Source organism: Chryseobacterium populi, assembly GCF_000282115.1.
Taxonomy (GTDB): Bacteria; Bacteroidota; Bacteroidia; order Flavobacteriales; family Weeksellaceae; genus Chryseobacterium; species Chryseobacterium populi.
Genome location: NZ_AKJY01000085.1, coordinates 1 through 24531 on the forward strand (window position 1 = coordinate 1; position 24531 = coordinate 24531).

General features: G+C 34.8%; 27 protein-coding genes and 1 pseudogene. 10 read left to right on the plus strand and 18 right to left on the minus strand.

Going from position 1 to position 24531, the window contains the following annotated elements; translation table 11 throughout:
• Positions 1–208: 208 nt before the first annotated feature.
• Positions 209–1306 (minus strand): calcium:proton antiporter, encoded by a 1098-nt coding sequence (locus tag PMI13_RS16725; protein WP_007845903.1) that lies wholly within the window; start codon positions 1304–1306, stop codon positions 209–211.
• Positions 1307–1771: 465 nt separating this feature from the next.
• Between PMI13_RS16725 and PMI13_RS16730 the strand changes: the two genes are divergently transcribed.
• From PMI13_RS16730 to PMI13_RS16740, 3 genes are all read left to right on the plus strand, one after another.
• The gene (locus PMI13_RS16730) at positions 1772–1984 is read left to right on the plus strand and encodes a hypothetical protein (RefSeq protein ID WP_007845904.1); all 213 of its coding nucleotides are present in this window, start codon (positions 1772–1774) and stop codon (positions 1982–1984) included.
• A 140-nt stretch (positions 1985–2124) separates the two neighbouring features.
• Positions 2125–2463, plus strand: a complete 339-nt coding sequence (locus tag PMI13_RS16735) for a cupin domain-containing protein (protein ID WP_007845905.1) — start codon at positions 2125–2127, stop codon at positions 2461–2463.
• Positions 2464–2607: 144 nt separating this feature from the next.
• Positions 2608–2856, plus strand: coding sequence for a hypothetical protein (locus tag PMI13_RS16740; RefSeq protein ID WP_007845906.1), 249 nt, complete (start codon positions 2608–2610; stop codon positions 2854–2856).
• A 65-nt stretch (positions 2857–2921) separates the two neighbouring features.
• Here the strand turns inward: PMI13_RS16740 and PMI13_RS16745 are convergent, their stop codons facing one another.
• The 3 genes and pseudogenes from PMI13_RS16745 to PMI13_RS16755 form a co-directional block, all read right to left on the minus strand.
• Positions 2922–3395, minus strand: a complete 474-nt coding sequence (locus PMI13_RS16745; protein ID WP_007845907.1) for a MaoC family dehydratase — start codon at positions 3393–3395, stop codon at positions 2922–2924.
• 218 nt (positions 3396–3613) lie between these two features.
• On the minus strand, positions 3614–3808 hold the full coding sequence (locus PMI13_RS16750) for a cold-shock protein (protein ID WP_007845908.1): 195 nt from the start codon (positions 3806–3808) through the stop codon (positions 3614–3616).
• A gap of 51 nt (positions 3809–3859) precedes the next feature.
• A pseudogene (locus tag PMI13_RS16755) lies at positions 3860–4977 on the minus strand (DEAD/DEAH box helicase).
• A 438-nt stretch (positions 4978–5415) separates the two neighbouring features.
• Here PMI13_RS16755 and PMI13_RS16760 point away from each other — a divergent pair.
• Together PMI13_RS16760 and PMI13_RS16765 are read left to right on the plus strand one after the other, a co-directional pair.
• Positions 5416–6369 carry a beta-1,6-N-acetylglucosaminyltransferase gene (locus PMI13_RS16760; RefSeq protein WP_007845911.1) on the plus strand — a complete coding sequence of 318 codons (954 nt, stop codon included), beginning with the start codon at positions 5416–5418 and terminating at the stop codon, positions 6367–6369.
• A 77-nt stretch (positions 6370–6446) separates the two neighbouring features.
• Positions 6447–7034 carry a Crp/Fnr family transcriptional regulator gene (locus PMI13_RS16765; RefSeq protein WP_007845912.1) on the plus strand — a complete coding sequence of 196 codons (588 nt, stop codon included), beginning with the start codon at positions 6447–6449 and terminating at the stop codon, positions 7032–7034.
• A gap of 137 nt (positions 7035–7171) precedes the next feature.
• Here PMI13_RS16765 and PMI13_RS16770 read toward each other — a convergent pair whose 3' ends face one another.
• From PMI13_RS16770 to PMI13_RS16800, 8 genes are all read right to left on the minus strand, one after another.
• On the minus strand, positions 7172–7633 hold the full coding sequence (locus tag PMI13_RS16770) for a (R)-mandelonitrile lyase (protein WP_007845913.1): 462 nt from the start codon (positions 7631–7633) through the stop codon (positions 7172–7174).
• 86 nt (positions 7634–7719) lie between these two features.
• Positions 7720–8718, minus strand: a complete 999-nt coding sequence (locus PMI13_RS16775; RefSeq protein ID WP_238536326.1) for an alpha/beta hydrolase — start codon at positions 8716–8718, stop codon at positions 7720–7722.
• Between the two features lie 102 nt (positions 8719–8820).
• Positions 8821–9561 carry a carboxymuconolactone decarboxylase family protein gene (locus PMI13_RS16780; RefSeq protein ID WP_007845915.1) on the minus strand — a complete coding sequence of 247 codons (741 nt, stop codon included), beginning with the start codon at positions 9559–9561 and terminating at the stop codon, positions 8821–8823.
• Between the two features lie 31 nt (positions 9562–9592).
• Complete coding sequence (locus PMI13_RS16785) at positions 9593–10222, minus strand: flavodoxin (RefSeq protein WP_007845916.1); 630 nt, start codon at positions 10220–10222, stop codon at positions 9593–9595.
• A 78-nt stretch (positions 10223–10300) separates the two neighbouring features.
• Positions 10301–11356, minus strand: coding sequence for an alpha/beta hydrolase (locus tag PMI13_RS16790; RefSeq protein WP_034669273.1), 1056 nt, complete (start codon positions 11354–11356; stop codon positions 10301–10303).
• A 120-nt stretch (positions 11357–11476) separates the two neighbouring features.
• A complete protein-coding gene (locus PMI13_RS16795; RefSeq protein ID WP_007845922.1) occupies positions 11477–12460 on the minus strand; it encodes an aldo/keto reductase in 984 nt (327 codons plus the stop codon).
• Positions 12461–12472: 12 nt separating this feature from the next.
• A complete protein-coding gene (locus PMI13_RS21265) occupies positions 12473–12643 on the minus strand; it encodes a hypothetical protein (RefSeq protein WP_007845923.1) in 171 nt (56 codons plus the stop codon).
• Positions 12644–12672: 29 nt separating this feature from the next.
• Positions 12673–13524 (minus strand): aldo/keto reductase, encoded by an 852-nt coding sequence (locus tag PMI13_RS16800; protein WP_007845924.1) that lies wholly within the window; start codon positions 13522–13524, stop codon positions 12673–12675.
• A gap of 196 nt (positions 13525–13720) precedes the next feature.
• Between PMI13_RS16800 and PMI13_RS16805 the strand changes: the two genes are divergently transcribed.
• Positions 13721–14617 (plus strand): helix-turn-helix domain-containing protein, encoded by an 897-nt coding sequence (locus tag PMI13_RS16805; RefSeq protein ID WP_007845925.1) that lies wholly within the window; start codon positions 13721–13723, stop codon positions 14615–14617.
• Positions 14618–15099: 482 nt separating this feature from the next.
• Here PMI13_RS16805 and PMI13_RS16810 read toward each other — a convergent pair whose 3' ends face one another.
• The 5 genes from PMI13_RS16810 to PMI13_RS16830 are packed head-to-tail and all read right to left on the minus strand — an operon-like array spanning position 15100 to position 18281.
• Positions 15100–15507: a PaaI family thioesterase gene (locus PMI13_RS16810; protein ID WP_007845926.1), complete on the minus strand. Its 408-nt coding sequence runs from the start codon at positions 15505–15507 to the stop codon at positions 15100–15102.
• Positions 15500–16471 (minus strand): bifunctional helix-turn-helix transcriptional regulator/GNAT family N-acetyltransferase, encoded by a 972-nt coding sequence (locus tag PMI13_RS16815; RefSeq protein ID WP_007845927.1) that lies wholly within the window; start codon positions 16469–16471, stop codon positions 15500–15502. The genes PMI13_RS16810 and PMI13_RS16815 overlap by 8 nt, the downstream gene beginning before the upstream one ends.
• A gap of 14 nt (positions 16472–16485) precedes the next feature.
• A complete protein-coding gene (panB, locus tag PMI13_RS16820; RefSeq protein WP_007845928.1) occupies positions 16486–17304 on the minus strand; it encodes a 3-methyl-2-oxobutanoate hydroxymethyltransferase in 819 nt (272 codons plus the stop codon).
• Between the two features lie 21 nt (positions 17305–17325).
• Entirely contained in the window at positions 17326–17829 is a 504-nt protein-coding gene (locus PMI13_RS16825; RefSeq protein ID WP_007845932.1) for a DinB family protein, read from the minus strand.
• 2 nt (positions 17830–17831) lie between these two features.
• Complete coding sequence (locus PMI13_RS16830; RefSeq protein ID WP_007845934.1) at positions 17832–18281, minus strand: PaaI family thioesterase; 450 nt, start codon at positions 18279–18281, stop codon at positions 17832–17834.
• 975 nt (positions 18282–19256) lie between these two features.
• On the opposite strand from PMI13_RS16830, the gene PMI13_RS16835 reads away from it, so the two are divergent.
• Genes PMI13_RS16835 through PMI13_RS16845 form a run of 3 tightly spaced genes read left to right on the plus strand, consistent with a single transcriptional unit; the run spans position 19257 to position 22427 of the window.
• Positions 19257–20309: a hypothetical protein gene (locus tag PMI13_RS16835; RefSeq protein WP_007845937.1), complete on the plus strand. Its 1053-nt coding sequence runs from the start codon at positions 19257–19259 to the stop codon at positions 20307–20309.
• 10 nt (positions 20310–20319) lie between these two features.
• Positions 20320–21357, plus strand: coding sequence for a hypothetical protein (locus PMI13_RS16840; RefSeq protein ID WP_007845939.1), 1038 nt, complete (start codon positions 20320–20322; stop codon positions 21355–21357).
• Positions 21358–21368: 11 nt separating this feature from the next.
• On the plus strand, positions 21369–22427 hold the full coding sequence (locus tag PMI13_RS16845; RefSeq protein ID WP_007845941.1) for a hypothetical protein: 1059 nt from the start codon (positions 21369–21371) through the stop codon (positions 22425–22427).
• A gap of 363 nt (positions 22428–22790) precedes the next feature.
• On the opposite strand, the gene PMI13_RS16850 is transcribed toward PMI13_RS16845, so the two are convergent.
• Entirely contained in the window at positions 22791–23306 is a 516-nt protein-coding gene (locus PMI13_RS16850; RefSeq protein ID WP_238536327.1) for a hypothetical protein, read from the minus strand.
• Positions 23307–23513: 207 nt separating this feature from the next.
• On the opposite strand from PMI13_RS16850, the gene PMI13_RS16855 reads away from it, so the two are divergent.
• A complete protein-coding gene (locus tag PMI13_RS16855) occupies positions 23514–24404 on the plus strand; it encodes a winged helix-turn-helix domain-containing protein (protein WP_007845944.1) in 891 nt (296 codons plus the stop codon).
• The last annotated feature ends 127 nt before the right edge of the window (positions 24405–24531 follow it).

Genomic DNA, 24531 nt, shown 5'->3' on the forward strand with positions numbered 1-24531 from the left:
TGTATTCTGTTGACAAATCAAGTTTCTCAATATTGTCATTCTCTTTTTTCAATTTATAGAAAAGGCTGTGTTTATCTAAGAATTTTTCTACTCCTTATCTTCCTCTCAAAATACCTTTTCCCAAAAATTCAATAACTTATTACAAGCGGTATCTACTAGAGTAAAACTGTTAGGAATTTCGCCATATTAAATATTAATACACAATAGCTTATGGAACTATCGTAATAAAAAGGTAAATTAAAAAAATAGCGATCAGTACAATTCCCTGCATGATATTGGTTCTGCCTGTTGCCAGTGAAACAGTAATAATAAAAAGAGACAGTCCCAAAAGTATTGTTGATTTAATATCTATTCCTAATGTCATTCTTATACCGGTTATTACAGATATGATAGCGATGGCAGGAATACTCAGCCCGATACTAGCCAAAGCAGAACCAAAAGCCAGATTTAATGAGGTTTGGATTTCATCACTTTTCGCAGCCCTGAACGCAGCCAACCCTTCAGGAAGGAGAACAATACCTGCAATAATGATACCTACAAGAGATTTGGGAGCACCTGCGGAAACCACTATATGCTCAACATCCTTTGAAAGAAGCTTTGCCAGTAAAACAACTATTCCCAGGGATAATAGTAACAATATACAACTGATATACAATTGTTTTCGGGAAATCATTTCATGATTATCTTGTACTGGCTGATTTTTGGATAGTTTGTTCTCTGGAGAAATGAAAAAGCTTCGGTGCCTAAAAGTTTGGATCATGGTAAATCCAAGATAAAGTCCTAAAGAAATCAAGGCGATAAAAAGCAATTGAAAGGATGTATATTCGCCTCCGAGATGACTTATTGTATAATTAGGCAGAATAAGCACAAAAATAATAACAGAAGTAAGCGTAATGAGTGCCGTACTTACCCCCTGTAATGTAAAGCTCTGTTCTCTGTATCTTAAGGAACCTATCACAATACAGCTCCCAATGATTCCGGTAAGGATTATCATTACGGCAGCAAAAACCGTATCTCTGGCAAGGGTAATGGTTTCTAAGCCTTTTGCTCCCAGCATAATAGAAATAATAAGTCCTACTTCTATGACCGTAATGGCAAATGCCAGAAGCAAGGTTCCAAATGGTTCCCCCAAGCGATGGGCAATAACTTCGGAATGATACACCGCTGCCAAAACACTTCCCATCAAAAATAAAGCAAGAATCACAGAGTAATACCCTGAAGAAAAAACAGTATTTCCAATATAAGAAAGCCACGCCAGAATAGGAACTAAAAAAGTCCACATCCATAAATATTTTTTTATATTCATAAAAACAATAATATTTTTTACAATTGAATTGTCCTTTGGAGAAAATCACAAGGTTTATATTCCCTTTTTCAAAAACAATTTCTAAATGATTTGAAGCAGACTAGAGAGGATATACTGGAAATATCAAATAATGAAAAAAGTGAATATGTCGGAACTTAGAGTCCGGATCATCAGTTCAATGTAGTTAATCAGCAAGATACAATTAATTAATAACTTATTAGGAATTATATAGCAGTATTTTAGGTTTACAATCATGTCCTAAGGCTCAATAATCTCTATTACTTCATAAATAGTCATCAAAACCATTGTTTTTAGGATCAACCGTCTTACAGATGCTCAAAAATTAAAACTGGAATTTTGCGAAAGTGTGATATGTGCAACATAAAAGAAACAATCTGTAATACAATAGATTATTAAACACCCATCTTTGTACTGTAGCAATAAAGTTACAATAAAATCCACCATATGGACAAAAACAAAGACGACAAATTTTTCAAAACTCCTGGAGACTGGATTGAGCAGTCAAAACAACTGAAAGAAAAATTTTCAACATTAACGGACTACGACCTGAAGCTTGAAGAAGGGAAAGAAAGGGAGATGCTGGAAAGAATCGGAAATAGATTAAGAAAAAACCGTGAAGAAGTTCTCAATATTATCAAAGAAATCAATCTTTCATAAATTGTTTTCAAGAACAGTTAAAACCTATTGATAAAAATATATTTATCAAAGACTTAATTGTAAAAAGGGATGGAATATCAGACAGTTCTATCCCTTTTATTTACAACAGATTCTAATCTTCCATACTTAAAAAAGCAGTGATGAAACATCAAGAAGTTGAAAAATCAAAAGTATATTTTATCAGTCAGATTGTGGAATACATATCGAATTCTGTAGTCAGTAAGACCATATTAGAAAAATTACCTTGCAATATCAGCGCTTTAGCATTTGATGAAAAAGAAGGATTATCTGAAAAAACTTCTCCTTTTGACGCATTTGCACAAATTATTGAAGGTAAGGCAGAAATTATTATAGACGGAGCCACTTATTTTATGGAAGAAGGTGAGTGTATTATTATTCCTGCCCATAAATCTCATTCTATAAAAGGAAATAAACGCTTTAAGATGATCGTAACAATAATAAGAAGCGATAATGAATAATCTAAATACCTTATCTATTTTAACAGAAAAGATATTTTAAAAAATTGAAATTCAAAAATAATTCTCTGAACCATCTAAGCTGAAAATCCCATTATTATTTCTTTTACAAATAAAGATCACCAAAATTAAATACTATTTGATGTTATGAAAACAATACACCTTTTTCATTTTAAAAACTCAATTTTCCGTAAAATCCCTTTCTTCAAAGAAGACAATAGGATGAAAAGTGATGTAATAGAAATCGATATAATGAATATTGAAATAGTAACCGAGTATATTGTTAAAGCCCATGATAGTTTTACTTTTGAGAACACATCCAATACTGATCTTTTATCAATGTGTAAAAAAGCCCAAAAAACGATAGAACATTACTTTGTCGTAAGATTGGAATGATTAGGATGTTATTTAACAAATCAGATTCCTTGCAGATAAGTAAGTATATATTTAATACGAACGGTTTACCTATTATTTTCTTCTAAAAAATGATATAGAAAAATAACATCTCCTGTATAAGCGGGCTTAGATTGATTTCTTATCAAAAGTTTTGCTTCTACCACTACTTTTATGGTTCTCCTGAGGTCGGTGACAGATTTTACAGTTGCCTGAAGTTTTACATCACTACCTACAGTTACAGCTTGACCAAATTTAAAATTCTCAATTCCATAATTGATTTCCATTTTTACGTTTCTCACCTCAGCAATTTGTTTCCAGAGATAAGGGATCAGCGATAAAAGCAAATAGCCATGAGCAATAGTAGATTTGAACGGGCCTTCTTTTTCAGCTCTTTCTTTATTAATATGGATCCACTGGTCATCTAAGGTTGCCTCTGCAAACCTGTTGATTTGATTCTGATCTATGGTGTGCCAGTCAGAAAACCCAACCATTTGTCCTTCGAAAGCCTTATACTCAATAAAATTGTTAATGATAATCATATTTGTCTGTCTTTTTATTTAAACTGATTGGAATTCTTTCTTGAAAAACCTCTCACATAAATGTGAGAGGCAAATGAACATAATGGAAAATAAAAAGTGATTTACATCAATGTTCTTTCAAACAATATTTCAAAGGTTACTGGACTTTGAATTGTAAAAAAATATAATACTGAAATTGAAAATAATTTTTATTTCAAACAGATGATATTAAAGTTTTATTATGCCAGTTTTACATTAACCGCATTTAAACCTTTATCACTCTTTTGTACATCGAAAACGACTTTATCATTTTCACGGATTGATCTTGTGTCTAATCCTGAAGAATGTACAAATATATCTTTACTCCCGTCTGTAGGAGAAATAAATCCGAAGCCTTTTGCTTCATTGAAAAATTTTACTGTGCCTTGTTGCATTGTAATTATTATTAAAAAATTATTTATCGTTTTCTGTAAACTCTACAGATTTTATTTATAAAATGATCTGACCGGCATTGTGAATCCTATCAGTTTTTGAATATTTTTAAGATCTAAGCGCTCATCGGTATCGCAAAATGAAATAGCGGTACCTTCCGTTCCTGCCCTTCCGGTTCTTCCGATCCTGTGAACATACGTTTCAGGAATATTGGGAAGCTCATACTTTACTACATGTGGAAGATCATCAATATCAATACCTCTGGCTGCAATATCTGTAGCTACCAATACTTTAATCTTACTGCTTTAAAATCATCAAGTGCATTCTGTCTTGCGGTCTGAGATTTGTTCCCATGAATCGCTGCAGCAAAAATCCCTACTCCTTCCAATTGCTGTACCAGCTTATTGGCAATATGCTTAGTACGGGTAAAAACCAGTGAACGCCTCATATTTTCATTTTGCAATAAATCAATCAACAAACCCGTCTTATCTCCTTTTTCCACAAAATAAACGGATTGTTTCACCGTTTGTGCGGTTGAAGATACTGGAGTTACAGTAACCTCTACAGGATTATTCAGAATTGTTTCCGCAAATTTTCTTATACCTGAAGGCATTGTGGCCGAAAAAAATAAGGTCTGCCTTTTCTGGGGAATCAGCTTTAAAACTTTTTTGACATCATTGATAAACCCCATGTCAAGCATTCTGTCTGCTTCATCCAAAACAAATATTTCTATTTTAGAAAGATCAATATGTCTTTGATTAACCAAATCCAGCAATCTGCCGGGTGTAGCCACCAGAATATCTACTCTTTTCCTAAGAGCCGCAAGCTGTCCGCCCGCTGGGACTCCTCCATAAACAGAGAGTTGTGATAAAGGTAAATATTTGCTGTACACAGCAAAATTCTCTTCAATCTGTATTGCTAATTCCCGGGTCGGTGTAAGTATTAATGTTCTGATCTCTTTATGATCAGGGGTATATTTTTTTAACAACTGAAGAATAGGCATTGCAAATGCTGCCGTTTTTCCTGTACCTGTCTGGGCACATCCTATAATATCTTTTCCTGCAAGAATATGGGGTATTGCTGTATACTGTATTTCAGTTGGCTTAGAATACCCTGCTTCTGTTACAGCACGGATAATAGGATTGATTAAATTTAAATCTTTGAAACTCATCATAATGTTCGGTCTTCCCGATATTTTGTAAGCAAATTCCCTTTTCAGAATTTGAATTGGTGTATCATAATGATGAATAAAAAAATCTTTTTTCTTCATCATTTTACTTGCTTAACTTCCGATAAATTACCTGTGTAGTATTCATGAGCCTGCAATAACGTATCATTCTAGGATGAAAAGACTTGTGGAGTGTTTTCACATTCGAAACCCGATTGATAATTGGGTGGCTGAAAAAGCAAAAACTGAAAGAAAAAATGGTGAGTTTAAACTATTACAGAATGGCAAAGGCAGAAACCTGTTTTATAAATGTATTGCAAATATACAACAAAACAATTAGGCAACAGTAAATTTAATTAACTGATTATCAAAAACATATTCGTAGCTTACGCACATAAACTGAATTGTTTGCCTGTGCGGATGATTTTAAATTTCAGCCCCATGCAAAAGTCATTGTACATAACTCGTCCCCATTCCCAAACTACAGACCTGCATTCAGCTCCGCAGGTGAGGATTGCTTATTTTATTATGATCCATCATAAACCTGATACATTTAAAGAAATGTTTCAAAAAATTTATACAAGGGATCAGTTTTACCTTATTCATATCGACCGGAAAGCAAAAGCAGAATTTACAGAAGAAATACAATTATATTTAATACACTTCCCCAATGTGTATATTTTGGAAAGCATGAATATTGTGTCCGGAGGATTTAGTATGATCCGGGCTGAACTTAATGCGATGGAATATCTTTTGAATGTAAGTCATGACTGGGATTATTTTATCAACCTGAGTGGTGAAGACTCCCCACTCAAGTCACAAAATATTATACGTCAATTCCTTACCGTTAATAACGGAAGAAATTATCTTTTTTATTATGACCAGAAATTTTACAGGCCTGATACACTGCAAAGGATACAAAATCATTTTACAGAGCTAACCCATAAAATATCTTCATTTATTTATAAAAGAGAATTTATGAAGGAAGTTATACCTTATATTGGTGGGAAATGGCTTATCCTTACAAGAGAAACCTGTGTATTTTTAACCAATAATAAAAGGGTAATGGATTTTGAAGATTATTACCTTCACACTCTTTTACCAGCTGAATCATTTTTCCAAACAGTACTCCTCAACACAGCCTTTAGTGATATTATTGTGAATGATGATAAAAGAGCAGTCATTGAAAAAACTTTTTTTAGTAAAGACCAATATGCTGACAACTTCATAGAAACTCTAAAATCCTCCAATGACCTTTTCATCAGAAAAATAGATGATAAAACAAATAAAAATATTCTAAAATATATTAATGACACTTATCTTCTTCCTTTACCTGAAATTAATGAAGTTGAAAGAGAACTTAAGAGAAATGATCACGATGACAAATGGTCATAAGAAAGCTTTGTACGCTTGTAAATAAATTAGGAACTGCACACAAGATAGTTTCATATGAATAATTAAAATAAAAATTGATGCTGATAAAAGAGGAGCTTTTGATGAACTATGGAGCTAAAATTGTAAATTTTACAAAGGGAAAATATGTATTTAAAGAAAATGATGACGTAGTCTCTTATTTTCAAATTTCAACAGGAACTGTGAAGATTGTCAGTGAGAAAAAAGCGGGTCGTGAATTTATTCACAACATTTCTATTCAAGGTGATTGTCTAGGAGCACTTTTCCTGTTCTTAAAACATCCATATTCTGTAAGTGCCATTGCAATGGAGAACTCTAGGATAATCAAATTGGAAAGATTGGGCTTTGATTTAATGCTAAAAGATAATCCCAAAATACTGTTAGATTTATACAAATATACCGCAGAAAATATGCATTATACCTACCTGATGAAAGGATTTGCATCAGAAAGCCCGTCAGAAAAAATAACGAATCTATTCAACTACTTAAAAAAATCAAAACCTCCGACTGATTCTTATCAAGTATTTCTCACCAGACAGCAAATTGCATCGCTAACAGGATTACGAGTGGAAACTGTTATAAGAACAATTAAAAAACTGCAAAATCTAGGAATACTCCTGGTTATCAATCGCAAAATATTTTATTAATAATATATCTTTTTACTTGACTAAAAACTTCCAAATTGAATATTATAATGGCTACAGAAAATAATTTAGGTTTGCTTTTCATAAAATTTATTTTTGATTGGTTAATAATTATCTATTAAGAATCTTCCCCATTTCCATTACTTATGATACTCTTCTTCTGTCACAGGTTGTAACCATTCTACCGAACCCTTCTTATTATCAGTGACTGCAATCTGAACGAAATATGAATTTTCACTAGCACCGTGCCAATGCTCAACATTTGCAGGACATTTGATAACATCTCCTTTATGTAAAATCTTTTTAGGTTGCCCTTTTTCCTGATAATATCCTATCCCATCAGTTACAAGGATAATTTGTCCACCGGGATGAAGATGCCATTTAGTTCTCGCTCCGGGTTCAAAAGTTACATTACCTACCCCCGTATTAAGTGTCTGTTCTTCCTGTCCCAGCATTTGCAGCCAAACGTTGCCTGTAAAATTGTTATTGGTTACTTTTCCCCCTTTAGGAAAAATATTAGTCCTTGCTCTTTCCAATGTGGATTTACTACAACAGCTTGATACAATTAATATTGATAAAAGTAATGTAACTATTTGTTTCATATTTAAATATTTAATCTTAATTCTTTAATAAAAGAAGGCTTGTTATAATTTGCCTTGCCACACTTAATATTAAAACTTTCAGCTTTTTATAGATTTTTTCCGAAAAATTCAGTCAGTTTTTTAACTGCTTTTTCTACATATTCAGGTCTCCAATACGTTTGGATATGCGTAGCACCATCAATGATGAATAGTTCTTTCCCTTTTGCATTTACTGCTTTCTGAAAAGCTTCATCCGTCATATATTTGGTATCTGCTTTACTTCCAGCTATCATCAATAAAGGGTGATTAATCAAATCCATATTGTCCGCAGCATCCCAGGTCATTAAATCCAGTAAATTGCTGGTGGGATATAAAAAAGTCGAGTTGGGATGAGCATTGGTGCGATAATAATAAATATAACCTTCCCGATAGAGATCCGTATTTGTTTTCTGAATTTCTTCATCGGTAATGCTTGCCACACCTGAATATACTATTTTACCACCCGCTACTTCCTGTGCCCTTGCATCGGAGGCTTGTTTCAAACGCTCCTGAATAGTATTCAATCCCGAATTCATAAATCCATTATGTCTTACTTCTCCAGAATTAAACATACTTAAAGTAGCAATCGCTTTAAATCTTTTATCTGATTGAGTGGCTTTCACAGTATAGCCACCACCACCGCAGATACCGAATGCTCCGATTCTATTAATATCAACTCCAGGATATTGTGAAATGAAATCTGCCATTCTGCGAATGTCTTCCGTTCTATATACAGGTCTATCGGTGTGTCGAGGTTCTCCCCCACTTGCTCCCTGATAAGATGCATCTGCAGCAATGGTAATATAGCCAGCTTCCGCTAAACGTTGTGCATAAAGACCTGCTGTCTGTTCCTTAACACCTCCATTTGGGTGTGCAACAGTGATCGCAGCATATTTTTTTGAAGGATCATAATTTGCCGGTGTGTAAACATTGGCAGCGATATCAATTCCATTCAATTTATACTTTACAGGATAAATATTTACTTTTCCTGTTACATTTTCTTTGATTGCATCATCATAAACCAATCCGAAAGGATTATTATGTTTGACAACTTCAATTTTTTCCATTTTTGTTTTTTTTGTTTGTGCATTAATACTAAAGCTTGTTGCTATAATAATTAATGTTGTCATTGACATTATTATCTTTTTCATTTTTTTATTTTAGATCGTTTATTTAGGTTTATTTTCTAAAACCTGATTTAAAACCATTTTGGTTGCATTTGATTTTTCTTTATTAATAGTAGAGCTGACAACAGTAACAAATTCCTTCAACTGCTGTGGTGACCATCCAACGTTTAACGAAATCCCTAAATGAGAGTGCAACATTGGTTCAGCATCACCAATAGCACTGATTACAGAAATCGTCACCAACTCTCTTTGTGCATAAGTCAAAACATCCCTCTCAAAAATATCTGCGAATAGATGTTCCTTTAGAAATATATCTATTGTCGGTGCAAATGCTGAATAGCCGGAAAGTTTGTCTGGTTGTTTTGTTTGGGTAAGTTGACCCAGAATTTCCTTTCCTCGCTCATACTTGTTGTTTTCATTATCAATAAGCGAAGCTTCTTTTCCAACAATATCATTAATACCTTTCACCTTCCTTTCATCAAGAACTTCCATAAAAGTCTGTAAACCTCTTATGCTTCTTGGAAAACCACAATAAGCATAGGTATGTACCAAAATTTCCTTTATTTCATTAATAGTCAGACCCGAATCAAGACCGGAATTTAAACTACCTTTTAATTCTTTCAATTTACCTTGCGCTGTAAATGAGGAAATAGCAATGGTACTTTTATCTTTTTCACTTAAATGATTACTTGGTGTTGTTAATTGTTGTGCTTTCATATCAGTTACAAAAAGTGAAACACTCATTATCTGGATTATTAAAATGAAATACTTCAATTGTTTCATTATTTTACTTTTAAAGTTTAATTCAACTACATTATTTAGACATTCCGATCCTGGTAAGCCATTCTTTTACTTTCTTTTCTGCTTCAATTTTCTTCTTTCCTTCCATTACGAACAGAATACCATCCCGCTCAACACCACCTTTGATCGTAAAGCCTTCTAATATTGTACTGCCAGGACTTAGCTTTTTCACGGTGTCAAAACTGTTTCCAATACCATAACCTGCATTGGTATTAAAAGGAATAATTGTTTTCCCTTTAAAATTGTTCTGGCCCAAAAAACTTTTCATCGGAGGTGGTAATTGCATTCCCCAGGTTGGAAACCCCAAAAAGATCACATCATATTTTTCTATATCGTCAATCTTTGTTTTAAGCGGAGGTAAAAAATTAGTGTCATTTTCTTTCGCCACCTGATCTACAATTGCTTTGTAATCTTCGGGATAAGGATTCTGTAATTCCAACTCAATTAAGGTTCCACCGGTATTTTGATGAATGATGTCGGCAATTGTTTTTGTATTTTTTGTTCGAGATAGATAAACAATCAATACATTTTTGTCTTTCAACATTTCCTTTTTTTCAGACATTGATTTCTGAGCTTTTGAGCAAGATGATAATAATAGAAGTACTGCACAAAACCATACACCAAAATTTTTCAACTTTTCCATATATCATTTATTGTTTAACAAAATTCAGAAAATAGCAGTTTAAAATCGGTAGACAGATTACGGATAATGCAACCAATATTACTTATCCAACCCTTTCTCTTTCAACCATTTTGATAATAATCCTGCAACTTCTGCATTATTCAGATCAGACATTAGAAAATGGGTATTTCCTTTGATACCCAATTCCGGAAGATGAACAATAGTAACGTCACCACCGTGACTATTGACAACTTTCGCCCATTGCCTTGCCGTTTTCAGAACGGTTCTCCAAAAATTTAGTGATGCTGCAGTAGTTTCTTCAGTTGGAATATAATCTCCATAGTAAACTATAATTGGGATTTTGGTTAGCTTCATAAAATCTTGTATGGGAACACCTTTTCCTCCTCGGTTTCCTTCAGGTTCTTCTCCTTCCGGAAAGGTGAATCCTCCGGGTTCATAGGCAACGACAGCTTTAATTTTTTCATTTTTAATGGCTGTTTTCCATCCGGGTGAGCCTCCTGCCGAATGTGTGAAAAGAATCCCGTTTCCGGATTTATCCATAACCGAAGACATTGCATTAACAATTATTGTTTCATCTACATTTCCCGTATTAGGTGTCATCATACGGAAAAATTGATCCATAGAAACGCTGTCTTTTGGAAACTGAACTCCTTCATTGAATTTGGGGTACAGACCCATTCGAAATTGGGTAAACCAAGTCTGGTCATCTGGCGTACCGCTAATTTGTCCGGGTTTTGTAGTTTGCCCTGCCTCTCCACGACCTGGTTGATCAACCAGATAAACGCTATAACCTTTTCTTAAAAATAGATTGGAAAAACCTTCTCTTCCATCCGCTGTAGTCTGCCAGCTTCGTCTAGATTGTCCATAACCGTGCAGAAAAACCATCGAAAGTTTTTTAGGTTTTACAGGAATTTGGTAAAAAACATCAGCGTGATCTCCGTGTCTTGTTTGCCCACCTTGGGGAACATTCCATGGTTTTAAAGGATCGAAAACGCCATCACTTTTGATAACCGAACCTCCAGCAGAAAAATTGCCTTGTGATGCAATAGTAATTGGTTTTTGTGCCACCTGATTTTGTGCCTTAACAAAAAAATTGGAGACTAAAATTAAGGTGATTAAGCTTAAATATTTCATTGTTTTATTTGTCATTGCTCATTCTTTTAAATTTAATTATCAATAATTTAGAAAAGAAAATGAATACACTTTTCTTTTGGTAAGAATAAAATATTACACTTGATTGATTTTAGTATATTCTTATTTTCCGACCCTTTCTTTTAAATGCTGCGGATATCTTTCTCCAACAACTTTAATTACAGAAAGAGCATCTTCGATTTCAGATAAATCTTGAGAACTCAGTTTTAAATCAGCTCCGTCAATATTTTCTTTTAAACGATGTAATTTGGTAGTGCCCGGAATTGGAGCAATAAAGCTCTTTTGAGCAAGAAGCCAAGCTAAAGCAACCTGAGCAGGAGTAGCATTTTTTTCTGTTGCAATTGATTTTACCAAATCTACTAAAGCCTGGTTTGCCTTTCTATTTTCTTCAGAGAATCTAGGCACAATATTTCTAAAATCTGAGTCTTCAAATTTTGTTTTTTCATTAATTGCTCCCGTTAAAAAACCTTTACCTAATGGGCTGAATGGAACAAATCCAATTCCTAATTCTTCCAATATAGGAATGATTTCTTTTTCAGGTTCACGGTAAAACAAAGAATATTCACTTTGTAAAGCGGTTACCGGTTGTACTGTGTGTGCTCTGCGAATCGTTTCCACACCTGCTTCCGAAAGACCAAAATGCTTGACCTTACCTTCCGTAATTAAATCTTTTACCATTCCGGCAACATCTTCAATCGGAATATTTGGGTCAACTCTATGCTGATAAAATAAATCAATATAATCCGTCTGTAGTCTTTTCAAAGAATCCTCTACCACTTTTCTGATTCTTGCAGGGCTACTGTCTAAGCCCTTTGTAGAATCTCCATCTTCAAATCCGAATTTGGTGGCAATTACAACATCTTTTCTAAAGAGTTTCAATGCTTCTCCTACCAATGTTTCGTTAGTGAATGGACCATAACATTCGGCTGTATCAAAAAAAGTTACTCCATTTTCAAAAGCGGTTCTTATTAACTGAATCGCTTCCTGTTTTTCGGTTACTTTTCCATAACCAAAACTTAATCCCATACATCCTAATCCTAATGCGGAAATCTCTAATTTGTTATTTCCTAATAATCTTTTTTCCATTTTTACTAAATTTTATTTTGTTTTTAAAGGCGCTTCCACATCGGAAAATTGCTGTACAAAAGGTGATATTCCTTCTGACAATTTATGATCAATTGTATTTGCTTTAAGTATGGAATTGAAAGTTTGCAATGTACTTCCAACGGCTGCTAAACCAGCTGTCTTTATTATATCTCTTCTATTCATTTGATCATATTTTTACTGATGAAATTTGATTAAAAGTCCAATTTTCTTTCACTAAGCCATTTAACCATATTAGGATCTCTATGGTCAAAGAAAAGACTGGAAGTAGTATCTAAAGTGGCGATAGCATTCATATCTTCAGAAGAAAGTTCAAAATCGAAAATGTTGAAATTTTCAGCCATCCTTTCTTTTCTTACCGATTTTGGAATAACGATAACATTTCTGCTTGTTAACCAGTTCAAAATCACCTGAGCTACAGATTTGTTATATTTTTCTGCGATTGTTTTTAAAACTTCATTATTAAAAATATCATTCTTTCCTTCTGCAAAAGGTCCCCAGGATTCTATCTGTACATTATTTTCAATTAAGAATTTTTGTGTTTCAGCCTGTTGATGGAAAGGATGAGTCTCGATTTGATTGATCACCGGTGTAAATCCACTGTTGGCAATTAAATCTGCGATCCTGTCCGGATGAAAATTGGAAACACCTATAGCCCTTACTTTTCCTTGTTTATACAATTCCTGCATTGCTCTCCAAGAACCAAATACATCTCCATAAGGTTGATGAATAAGGTATAAATCCAGATAATTCAACTGAAGTTTTTTCAATGATGTTTCAAAAGCTTTTAATGTATTTTCATATCCAGCATCCTGCACCCAAAGCTTTGTTGTTATAAATAAATCTTCTCTTGCAACTTGGCTGGCTTTGATCGCATTACCAACAGCTTGCTCGTTTCCATAAGATGCAGCAGTATCTATTAATCTATATCCAGTGTCGATAGCATCAATAACAGCTTTTTCACATTCCGAAGGATCCGGTACCTGAAATACTCCAAATCCTAAAATTGGCATTTCTAATCCGTTGTTTAATATTACTTTTTTCATTTTTGATTTAATTTAAATTATTGCTTCATAGAGAAGTTAATATTCTTTATTAACTTGTTATTGCAAATTTCCAACCTATTGACAAGCATATTGGTAGACAGATTACGGAATTGATAACCAATATTACTGTTCTGACTCTGATTGTAAAAAAGAGGTTATTTTTATCTTTAGATTTGCATTAGAAAATGATACAGCAATGAGCAATTCCATCAATTTTGAGACAGTGGATGATTATAATCAATTTAATAATCACGAAACTTTACATCCTTTGGTAAGTGTGATAGATTTTTCAAAAGCGCATAAAAGGACCGGGTCTAAAATGTACTTTAATCTGTACTGTATTTTTTTAAAAGATGTGAAATGCGGTGACCTCAAGTACGGTCGGGCAACTTATGATTACCAGGAAGGAACGTTGGTTTTTGTTTCTCCGGGACAAATTGTTGATGTAGAAAATAAAATTGACATCTATCAGCCTTTGGGACACGGATTAGTTTTTCATCCGGATTTAATCAAGGGAACTTCTTTAGCTAAAAGTATTTCTGAATACGGTTTCTTCGGATATCAAACCAATGAAGCATTGCACCTCTCTAAAAAAGAGCAGCAAATGGTTTTGGAAATGTTCGCTGATATTCAATCTGAATTGAGCCGCCCAGTAGATAAACACAGTAAAAAAGTTATCACATCAAATATTGAGCTTTTTCTTAATCATTGTGACCGTTTTTATGACCGTCAGTTTATTACGCGGGAAAATGTGAATAAAGGTATTTTAGAAAAATTTGAAGAATTATTAAACAACTACTTTTCATCTGAGAAACCTAATACCGTAGGGCTTCCATCTGTGGCTTACTGTGCCGATGAATTACATTTTTCAGCCAACTATTTTGGAGATCTGATTAAGAAAGAAACAGGAAAAACTGCGCAGGAATATATTCAGAATAAAATTATTGATGTTGCCAAGGAAAGAGTTTTCAACATTGATAAATCTATTGCTCAGATTGCTTATGAATTAGGATTCAAATATCCACAGCATTTTATCAGACTTTTCAAGCAGAGAACGGGTGTCACTCCTAATGAATATAGAAGTTTGAATTAAGTGGATGCTAAATTAAGCTAATCCCCAAACAAATACTTATCATCAATATTTATAGGCTCATATGACATTCCTTTTTCAAAAATTTGTGTTTCAATAGTATTTTAATTTAGACAACTATATATTTGGATGCAAAAAAAATAATCGCCCCACAATAATACAATCAACATAATCATGCTATAGCCAATATTTTGTATCACTACAGGAAAGATGTTAAACTGTATATGATAATAATGCTAAATATGAGCTCCTATTCCTTAAAATTCTATCAAGATCTTCTCGAAATTGGTTCGAAGTTAATACTGTCAAGTTCACCAACAGCCAAATGGCGCCGACCAGAAACAGTTGGCGCCTTTTAATTTACTTACTTCAGCGCCTCTTCATAATACGAATTCTGGCAAACCAAATACATACAGAAACTATTACTCTCGAAAAAAACATTAATTTCCAAATCACTTTTCGATAGCTTACAAATATTTAAAGGCTTAATCCATTTTTTTAATTCTTATCATAGTAGCTGTCATTTTCGAAATTAATTTCATTTCACTGCTGTCATATACATATCCTTCACATACGGTTAAGGTTTTTCCATGTTGCAGAACCTTTCCAATAGCAACAAGTTTATCCGTATTGGCAGGTTTCATGAAATTAACTTTGAACTCAACCGTTAAAACTTCTGAATTATCTTCCATCATAGTTAATGCAGCGTAACCGCAAGCACTATCTACAATGCTTGTAGCTACTCCCGCATGAAAGAAACCATGTTGCTGCGTCAACCCCTCAAAAAAATGACAGCTTATTCTAACAGCACCCTTTTCAACTGAAATCAATTGTGCATTAAAAGTTTTCATTAATCCCTGATTATCAAAGCTTTCTTTAATTCTATTATACATTTGGTATGGTATTTAGGTTAAGTTCCATCTGAATATTACAACGTTCATATGGTGTAGACTTCCCTGTAATTTTCTCAAACCCCATCTTATAATAAAGATTTATTGCTGGCTTTAAAACAGTATTGCTCTCAAGGTAAATTCTTTTTGCACCAAGTTCCTTTGCAGCTGTGATCACTTTTTGCCCTAAAAGCCAACCAATACTTTTCCCCTGAGCTTTTGGAGAGACAGCCATTTTAGCCATTTCAAAATCGTATATTCCGTCGTCCATTTTAATAAGCGCGCATACTCCTAACGGTTCATCATGATACAGTGCTACAAAAATTCGTCCCCCTTTATCAATAATATACTCTTTCGGATTATCCAAAGCTTTGTAATCCGCTTCTTCCATTTTAAAATATGAAGAAATCCATTCTTCATTTAGTTCCTTAAACGCTGAATGATATTTAGGTAAATATTCAACAATTTTAACCTCCAGACTCTCTCTAATTTTTTTTTGTTCCTGCACTCTTTTGAAAAGTGATTTTTGTTCCAGTAAGAATTCCCATTCAGCAATCGCTTCCCACAAATTGTGATTGGCTTCGGAAATAATTCCGTCAATTGCTTTTTCAATATCATTACATTGAATAGTAACCATCGTCTCAGCTACTTTTTTACCTTTGGCCGTAAGATCTATTACATTTCTACGTTTATCAGATGATTTTAAATTATTATCTGCCAACCCCTTAGCACACATCTCTTTTACAATCTTTGTAACAGAAGGTTGTGAGTGCCCTATTTTTTCAGCTATTTCCGTTATCGTTTTTTCACCTTCATCAAATAAAATGAAAAGTACCGGAAACCATTTTGGAGAAAACTCAACATTGTACAACTCATAAATTTTGGAAGCATCGTCGGTAACTTGAGAAGTAAGTAATCTTAATCTACTTCCCAATGCCATTTTTCCCGTTCTATTAAAATAATCCATATGTTCTTCGTTTTTTAGTAAGATTCCTGTTCATTGGGAAAATTTTTGTTCTTAACATCATTAATAAAGTTTTTTGTCGCTTCTGTCATTACACTATGTAAATCTGCATAACGACGTAAAAACTTCGGAGAGAAGTCTTTATTCATTCCCATTACATCCTGTATAACTAATACTTGTCCGTCAGTTCCTGAACCTGCTCCTATTCCAATTGTTGGAATTGAAACTTTATTTGATATTTCTTCGCCTAATGTTGACGGAATTTTTTCAAGTAGTAAGCCGAATGCTCCTAGTTGCTCCATTAGAAGACAATCTTCAAGAAGTTTATCCGCTTCTTCTTTATCTTTTCCTCGTACTCCGTAAGTTCCATATTTATTGATAGATTGAGGCATCAACCCTAGATGAACCATTACCGGAATTCCTGCATCAATAATTTTCTTAATATCCTCTTTAATTTCAGAACCGCCTTCAATTTTAATAGCATCTGCTCCACTCTCTCTCATCATTCGAATTGCAGCTTGTAAGGATTTTAGAGGATCTCCTGATACTGTTCCAAATGGCATATCTACGATAATTAATGCCCTTTTTGCACCATTGACAACCGAGGTTGCATAGTTGATCATTTGATCTAATGAAATGGGAAGCGTGGTCTCATTTCCTATCATTGTATTGGACGCAGAATCTCCAACAATAATCGCATCAATTTCTGCTCCATCAATTATTTTTGCCATCGTATAATCATACGCAGTCAAAACACTTATCTTTTCTCCATTCTGCTTCATCTTTTTCAATTGAAGCGTTGTTATTTTTTTTTTAACTTGTTTATGAACTGACATTTTTTTCTTTTAATAAATAATCTATAGTGTAATACTTATTTTCTGGACCTTCTCTGCTGAAAAACCATAGAGCGGCGGCGTTTCAACACCAAGCAAATTGAGATAGATATACAATTCTCCTCTATGATGAATTTCGTGTTCTACCATAGCTCGTAACCACTTCCATATTGTAATCTGAACGTTGGCAGGTGTTAAACACTTTTTGTTTAGATCCTCATTTGAAAACTGACTAATGATCTCGATAGTCTGGTGATGTAACTCATTAAAATATTTAATAATAGTATCATAGCCATCTGCCAGATCTTTTCCACAGCCAGGATAGGCACTCCTTCTCCCAGAAATGGTCTCTCCATACATATACCTTTCGATAGTCGCAATATGTCTGATCTGATCTGCAACCGTATATTTACCAGATTTATAAGTGAATTCAAGATGTTCCGGTTGAACTACACTTAGAAGGCGATTAGTTCTTTCTCTCACTTTCTCATAGTAATCAAGAAATCCTTTTACTGAAGTTATTTCCATATTTATTTCTGTTTGACTTTCATTAAGGTTACTAATGATGTCGCCACATGAGATTTTTCACCATCATTGATTACATAACATTCACATTTGCAAATTACCAATGTTTTACCGCTTTTTATGACTTCACCCATAGTATGCAGAATTTCTCCATATGCAGGATTTAAGTAGTTAACCTTTAATTCTACCGTTACAAAATAAGCATCTGACTCGTATAAGGTTGCTGCAGAAAAATAGGCAGCGGTATCAACTGCTGCTGCCACAACACCACCATAAAAAAAACCTGCGCCTCTTATGAGTGCCTCTTGTCTAGGAATTTCCACTTCAACATACCCTTCAGCAATTTTACCTGCAGTGGCATTGTACATTTTCATCAGATTTTGTTTACGAATTCCATTACTAATGAATTGTATTTTTTCGCTATTGAGTTCTTTTTTATCAGTCATTTCCATCATTCGTATAATTGATTACATAACCAGTTATACAAATATATAATTTTCTAAATAAAATTTAACCGTTTCAAGAAAATTTATTGATTCCGAAATACATTTAAATCGCATACATTATATGAAAGAGCAATGGTTAAAAGCAACAAAACCTATTTATTATCAACTATATAGTGAATTTATTTAAAATTTTATATTTAGTATTTCAAAATCACTCTTTAACTAAAGTCTAATGATTCCTAGAAAGCAAAAATCATATTAATATTATTTGCTGAGGCTACATTAAAGCTAAAATTTATATAATAAAAAAATACGATTTAATTCTACTTTAATCTGACTTAAACTTACTAAATCATCTATAAAAGTGTTTGAAGATACGCTAGTCTTAGTCACATTAAAGAATTATTTAATTCTACGATTCTTTCCAAATCTTCCACCAAATGTTTCGATATCTCTTCGTTTATGGGTACAAGACCGGAAAGAGGTGATCATTCACTTTCTTTCCGGTTTTTTTTTCGGATCTACTCACTGTTATCTGGTAAATACAGGACAATAAAACATTGTTTCTAGCGGTTCGACGCCTCCATACTGTCACAGAACAGTCTTTCGAAACAAACTCAATAACAGCCAGGCAGCCCAACATTTTAAGCTTAGCAGAAACACTCTTACACGATGGAAGAAATGTAGCTTTTCTGAAACAATTTTATATCCTGTCATATCTTGTTTTTTTTAAAGCCTAATCTGAACCAGACTAATTTAGAAATGGTATAAAAATTCAAAAACCGAAAGAGCTTAACCTTCCAGCTATTTTATACGTTATTAATTTTATTTATGTACTCCCAGACAAATAACTCAATAATAACCAACAACTTAAATACAATATACAGCTGGTCATTTTCCTGAAAAGGATAATCTATTGTTTTTCTACAAACTAGATATTGGTCTATTTTTGTCTCAAATTTTTATAAAAACTAACATTAAGGTATGAAAAAATTATTGATTGCTTTAGGAATGTTTAATGCATTCTTTATTTCAGCTCAAGTAGGGATTAATACAGACAAACCAAATGCAGCCTTAGACATTGTATCAGATAAAAGCGGAATCTTAATTCCCAGAATGACAGCCGTCCAAATAGAACAAATCAATACACCCACTGAAGGAGAGCTAATTTTCAGTACAACGAATACAGGCAGTGTAGTCAATACTATCGGATTTTGGTATTTTGATGGCATTGCCTGGAATCCTATTACCGCTAATAATTCTGTGGGTGAAAATATTTATAACTCTGACGGTATCCTTGCTGGCAATAGAATTGTCAGTCTTAACAATCATGATCTGAATATTGGACCCGATAAACTGTTTATATCCGGAAGTACAGGTAATATTGGCATTAACACTAATCTTCCAACAGAAAAATTAGATATTAACGGAGGAATGAGAATCCGTAGCCTCTCTAAAGGAAATGTGATAACCACAGGAGACGGTGTATTGTCTTTTGATACCGGGCTGATTAATCATTATGGAGATATCCAATATTCTTATCTTCCGGCAGATCATGAAGGCTGGTATCTACTTAATGGAAGGGCACTTACTACATTACCTGCAAGTGTTCAATCAAGGGCTACTACTCTTGGAATTGCAGGAAACCTTCCCAATGCTGCAGGAAGGTATATTAAACAGGGAACCCCAGGAACACTAAGCGGAGCCACGAGTGTAGTTCTTTCCCAAGCCAACTTACCAAATTTTGTTCTTAGCGGAAACACAACAAATTTGTCTCATAGTCATCCTCTGGTAAGCCCAGGTAATGCCCAGGTAAGAGGAACAGATATTCTGCAAACCGTTAATGGTAATGCTAATTCATGGCAATTGGCGGGTGGGGCAATACCGGGATCAACACTTTCCGAAGGGACTTATACAAGCTCTTCATCGGGAGCACACAATCACACCGTAACCATACCTACAGGAGGAACCGGAGCTGCTATTGCACTCACTCCCGATTACGTACAGTTTAATTACTTTATTTATTTAGGAATTTAAAAATTAAATTATGTTACATAAAACTACGATTAAAATTATATCCATACTCAATCTTCTTTTTTTTCTTCCTATTGATGCACAGCGTGCAGGTATTGGTACAGCCAATCCTAATGCAGCATTAGATGTCAGTTCCACAACACAGGGCATACTCATCCCCAGAATGACTGCCCTACAGGCAGAAGCCATCACAAACCCCATTACAGGAGAACTGGTTTATGCAATTACAAACAATGGTGCTATCATTAATAAAACAGGTTTCTGGTATTATGACAACACTGTATGGCGTCCCTTTGGAGGCAGTTCCCAGCCAATTATTAATATCTACAATAGTAATGGTACTTTGACTTCCAACCGCACTGTAACAATGAACGGGCGCAATTTATCATTTGATACAGACAAGCTCTCTATTCATTCTGTGGAACGAAAAATAGGAATAGGAAACAATATTCCCTCATATACAGTTGATGTAAATGGGAATATCCGCGTCAGAAATCTTACCGGTGGAAATGTAAAGGCCCTCTCAGATGGAACTTTATCTATAGGGCCTAAAGTAGCTTACGGCACCGTTAAAGAATCTCTGCGTTCAGATGACCACAACGGCTGGTATAAGCTGAACGGCCGGGCTATCAGTACACTTCCTGCTATTGCACAAAGCAATGCTTCAGCAATAGGACTCAGCGGCACACTGGTGAATACCAATGGCAGGTTGATGAAACAAGGAGTACCGTTCACTACAGGAGGCTCTGATACAACTACATTGATCAGAGCTAATCTTCCTAATGTTAATTTAACAGGAGTAACATCAACAGCAGCAGCACATACTCATTCATTAACTGCCGGCGGTTACAATTTTGCTCAAAATGCAGCCGGTAATGCTTATGTGTTTAGAGCAGGAAGGGGAACAGTTTCCGGAACTACAGCTATAACTCTTCCCGCTTCTGGTGCGCACAGTCATGTTGGAACCGTTAATACGGGCGGAAGCGGTACTCCCTTTGCTATTGTACCGAAAAACATATCATACAGTTATTTTATCTACCTAGGACAATAAAAATTAAATCAATGAAAAGAACAATTACAATATTTATTTTCTCTTTAGGGCTACCTGTACCTTCTCTGGCACAAAAGTCATTAGTAGGAATAGGGACAGCTAATCCTCAAGTCGTGTTGGATGTAGTTTCCACTAATCATGGAATCTTGATCCCCCGTCAGACAGCTTTTCAGATTGAAAATATGCAAAGTCCCGATGAATCAGAGCTGGCTTATTCATTAACAGATAATGGAATTATAATCACCAGAAAAGGGTTTTGGTATTTTCATGCAGGAACCTGGTTCCCTCTTACAGGAAACAGTAGTAATAATGAAAACATTTATACTGTAAATGGGACTTTAATCTCAAACCGGCAAGTTAGTCAAGATGGAAAACAACTTAATATAGGTCCTGGACTTCTTTACCTGGATGGAGCCACCTCAGCTACAGGAATACTTACTTCCTCTCCCACTCAGACAATTGATGTAGATGGCAATGTCAGAATTCAAACCTTTAACAAAGTAGCTGGTGTTATGTCCAATGCACAGGGTGTACTTATGAATAATTCTGACTTTTTTGAAATAGGAGACGTAAAACCTTCATTTGTTACATCAGACCATGATGGATGGTATCTGCTAGACGGAAGAAATATCACTACTCTCCCGCAAGCAGCCCAGAATAATGCATCAAGTATACTAGGAATAACCACCTTGCTACCTAATGCGGCAGGCAGCTATTCCATGGGAACTACGGCAGCCACCGGTTCCATTTCAGGAAGCAGTACGGCAACTCTCACCAGGGCAAATCTGCCTAATGTAAACCTCAACTATACAACAGATGCGGAAGCGGGCCACTCCCACACTATGACCTATCAAAGGATCAGGACTACTACCGCATTTGGTGGTGGAAATAATATCCATGTATACTGGCTGGCAGGAACAATTGTTGGAGGTGGAGGACTTTATAATATAAGTTCAACAACAATCGGGCATAGTCATACCTACACCGTAAACTCCGGAGGAACTGCAGCCCCTATAAACATTCAGCCGGCAGCATTAAATGCTAATTACTTTGTGTATTTAGGACAATAAAACTTTTAGATATTAGGCAATGATATACTAAATGAACTAGTTTATAGAAATTAATACAGAGCTTCTTACTTAAACTCATGTATTCGCCTTTTTTAAGCAGTACTAAATTTCACTTCATAATAAGTATATCATTGCATTTACTTTTTCAATCCTCTTTGGAAAGGCATTACTTTCAGATCATCTGCTCAACAGTCATCTTTCTTTATAACAATGCTTTGCCGGGCTTTATACTTTTGGGATCAATAGCTGGTATTTTTGATGAATGCAAACTATTTTGATGTGTCAGAATCATCCACAATCCCACCGCTATCATTAGACATACAGCAAGTAAAACTGAAATACACTTTATTTACCTGAAATTACTCAGCAGCCGCCTTTACGGTGGATACGCCTATAAATTATTTTACCATCTCGCTCTACATAATCGCCCGGTACTATTGGATATGAATACTTGGGAGCGTACATTACACTATGGCTTCTTATAATTATTTTGTCGTTCACTTTCAGGCGATGCAATTGCTGAAATTCATTAGAGTTTTCCAGTCCAAAACTGAGAATATAATCTTCACCATTAATCCTGACCATCACTCCGAAACCTAATCGTGAGCCTGGCGGAAGAGAAAGAGAGCTTACATTAGCTTCCATATTAGTAAAATCCCTTACCTGATTCCTTATTTTAGCAGCACCATCAAGCACTTTTTTACCTTTCGGAGACGCTTTCCATTTGTTGAACTTTATACCATCAGGGGAAGCTTCCCATTTTTTCAATGCGGCTTTCATTTCAGCAGCAGAGAGTGTCTTTCGGGTTGACTTTTTAGAAGTTTCGTTTTTGATTTCGTAATTCGCAAATACTAGTCCGCTTACCACAAACAGTGGCAAAATCAGTACATAAATGATTTTTTTCATATTTTTATAAATTTAATTAACATAGATTTATTTCCTGAAAATCAGATTCGTTTAAGACATTTCTTTTGTCTTTTCGTATCTTTTTAAAGCTGATGCAACAAAAATACTTTGATAATGTGCAGACGGAGGAACCTGGATTGTAAATAATAGTGTAACCTTTGTAAATAAATTGTAAATAGTATGTCTGAAACCCGAAATCTCCTCTCCGGGAAACGCAAATATCTGTGCGGAGTAATATTACTCTTGTTTATCTCTGTGATCTGCGTGGCGTTCAGTATGACCGGCAGTGATGATTTTGATATCGCCAGGAGAGAAATTTTGCTTCGGAGGATAGGAGATGAACTACTCAGGCAGTCAGGCGACAGTAAATCAAGAGTGCTTCCGGTAAAAAAAATCGCCGAAAATGAATACCAGATCAGGTTTCAGAATGAGCTTACCTTTAAACCGGACTCGCTGGTGAATACTACCCGGCATTTGTTGTCCAAAGACCCTCTCACACGTGATTATGTAGTTAATGTTCTGAACTGTGACAACTCCAGTGTGGTCTATGGATACGCTATATCCAGCAATAAAAAAGATGATATTATAGCCTGCCGAGGAAGAGTACAACCCAAAGGATGCTATATGGTCAACATCAAATTTAAATCAACCGGAATAAATACAGCAAAGAATGGTTATGTTGTGGGTATCCTGTCATTTTTGGCATTTGTTGGTTTCATTTTTCTGAGATCAGGTAAACCGCGAAGAGCCATGCCTGGTGATCAAAACACTAATATTTTAACGTTTGGATCAGTCTTGTTTAATGTGCAGGAACAACAACTGGTAATAAATAAAAACACCATAGACCTGACCGGAACAGAAACACGCCTGCTACTCATTTTCGCGTTGTCTCCTAACCAAACTATAGAGAGAAGCCGGCTGCAAAAAGAGATATGGGAAGATGAAGGTGTTATTGTGGGGCGCAGCCTGGATATGTTTATATCAAAACTTAGAAAAAAACTGGAATTTGATCCGAATATCAAAATTGTTGTTATCCGCGGAAAAGGATATAAGCTTGAGATTAGCTCTTAAGAAGAATCTCCTTGCCAAAACTGATCTTCATTAGACTTCACAATCTGGCATTTATAAAATTCTATCGTGAACTATTAATACGGTATCATTAAAGCCGGAGAGAGGTGATAATTCACTTTTCCTCCGG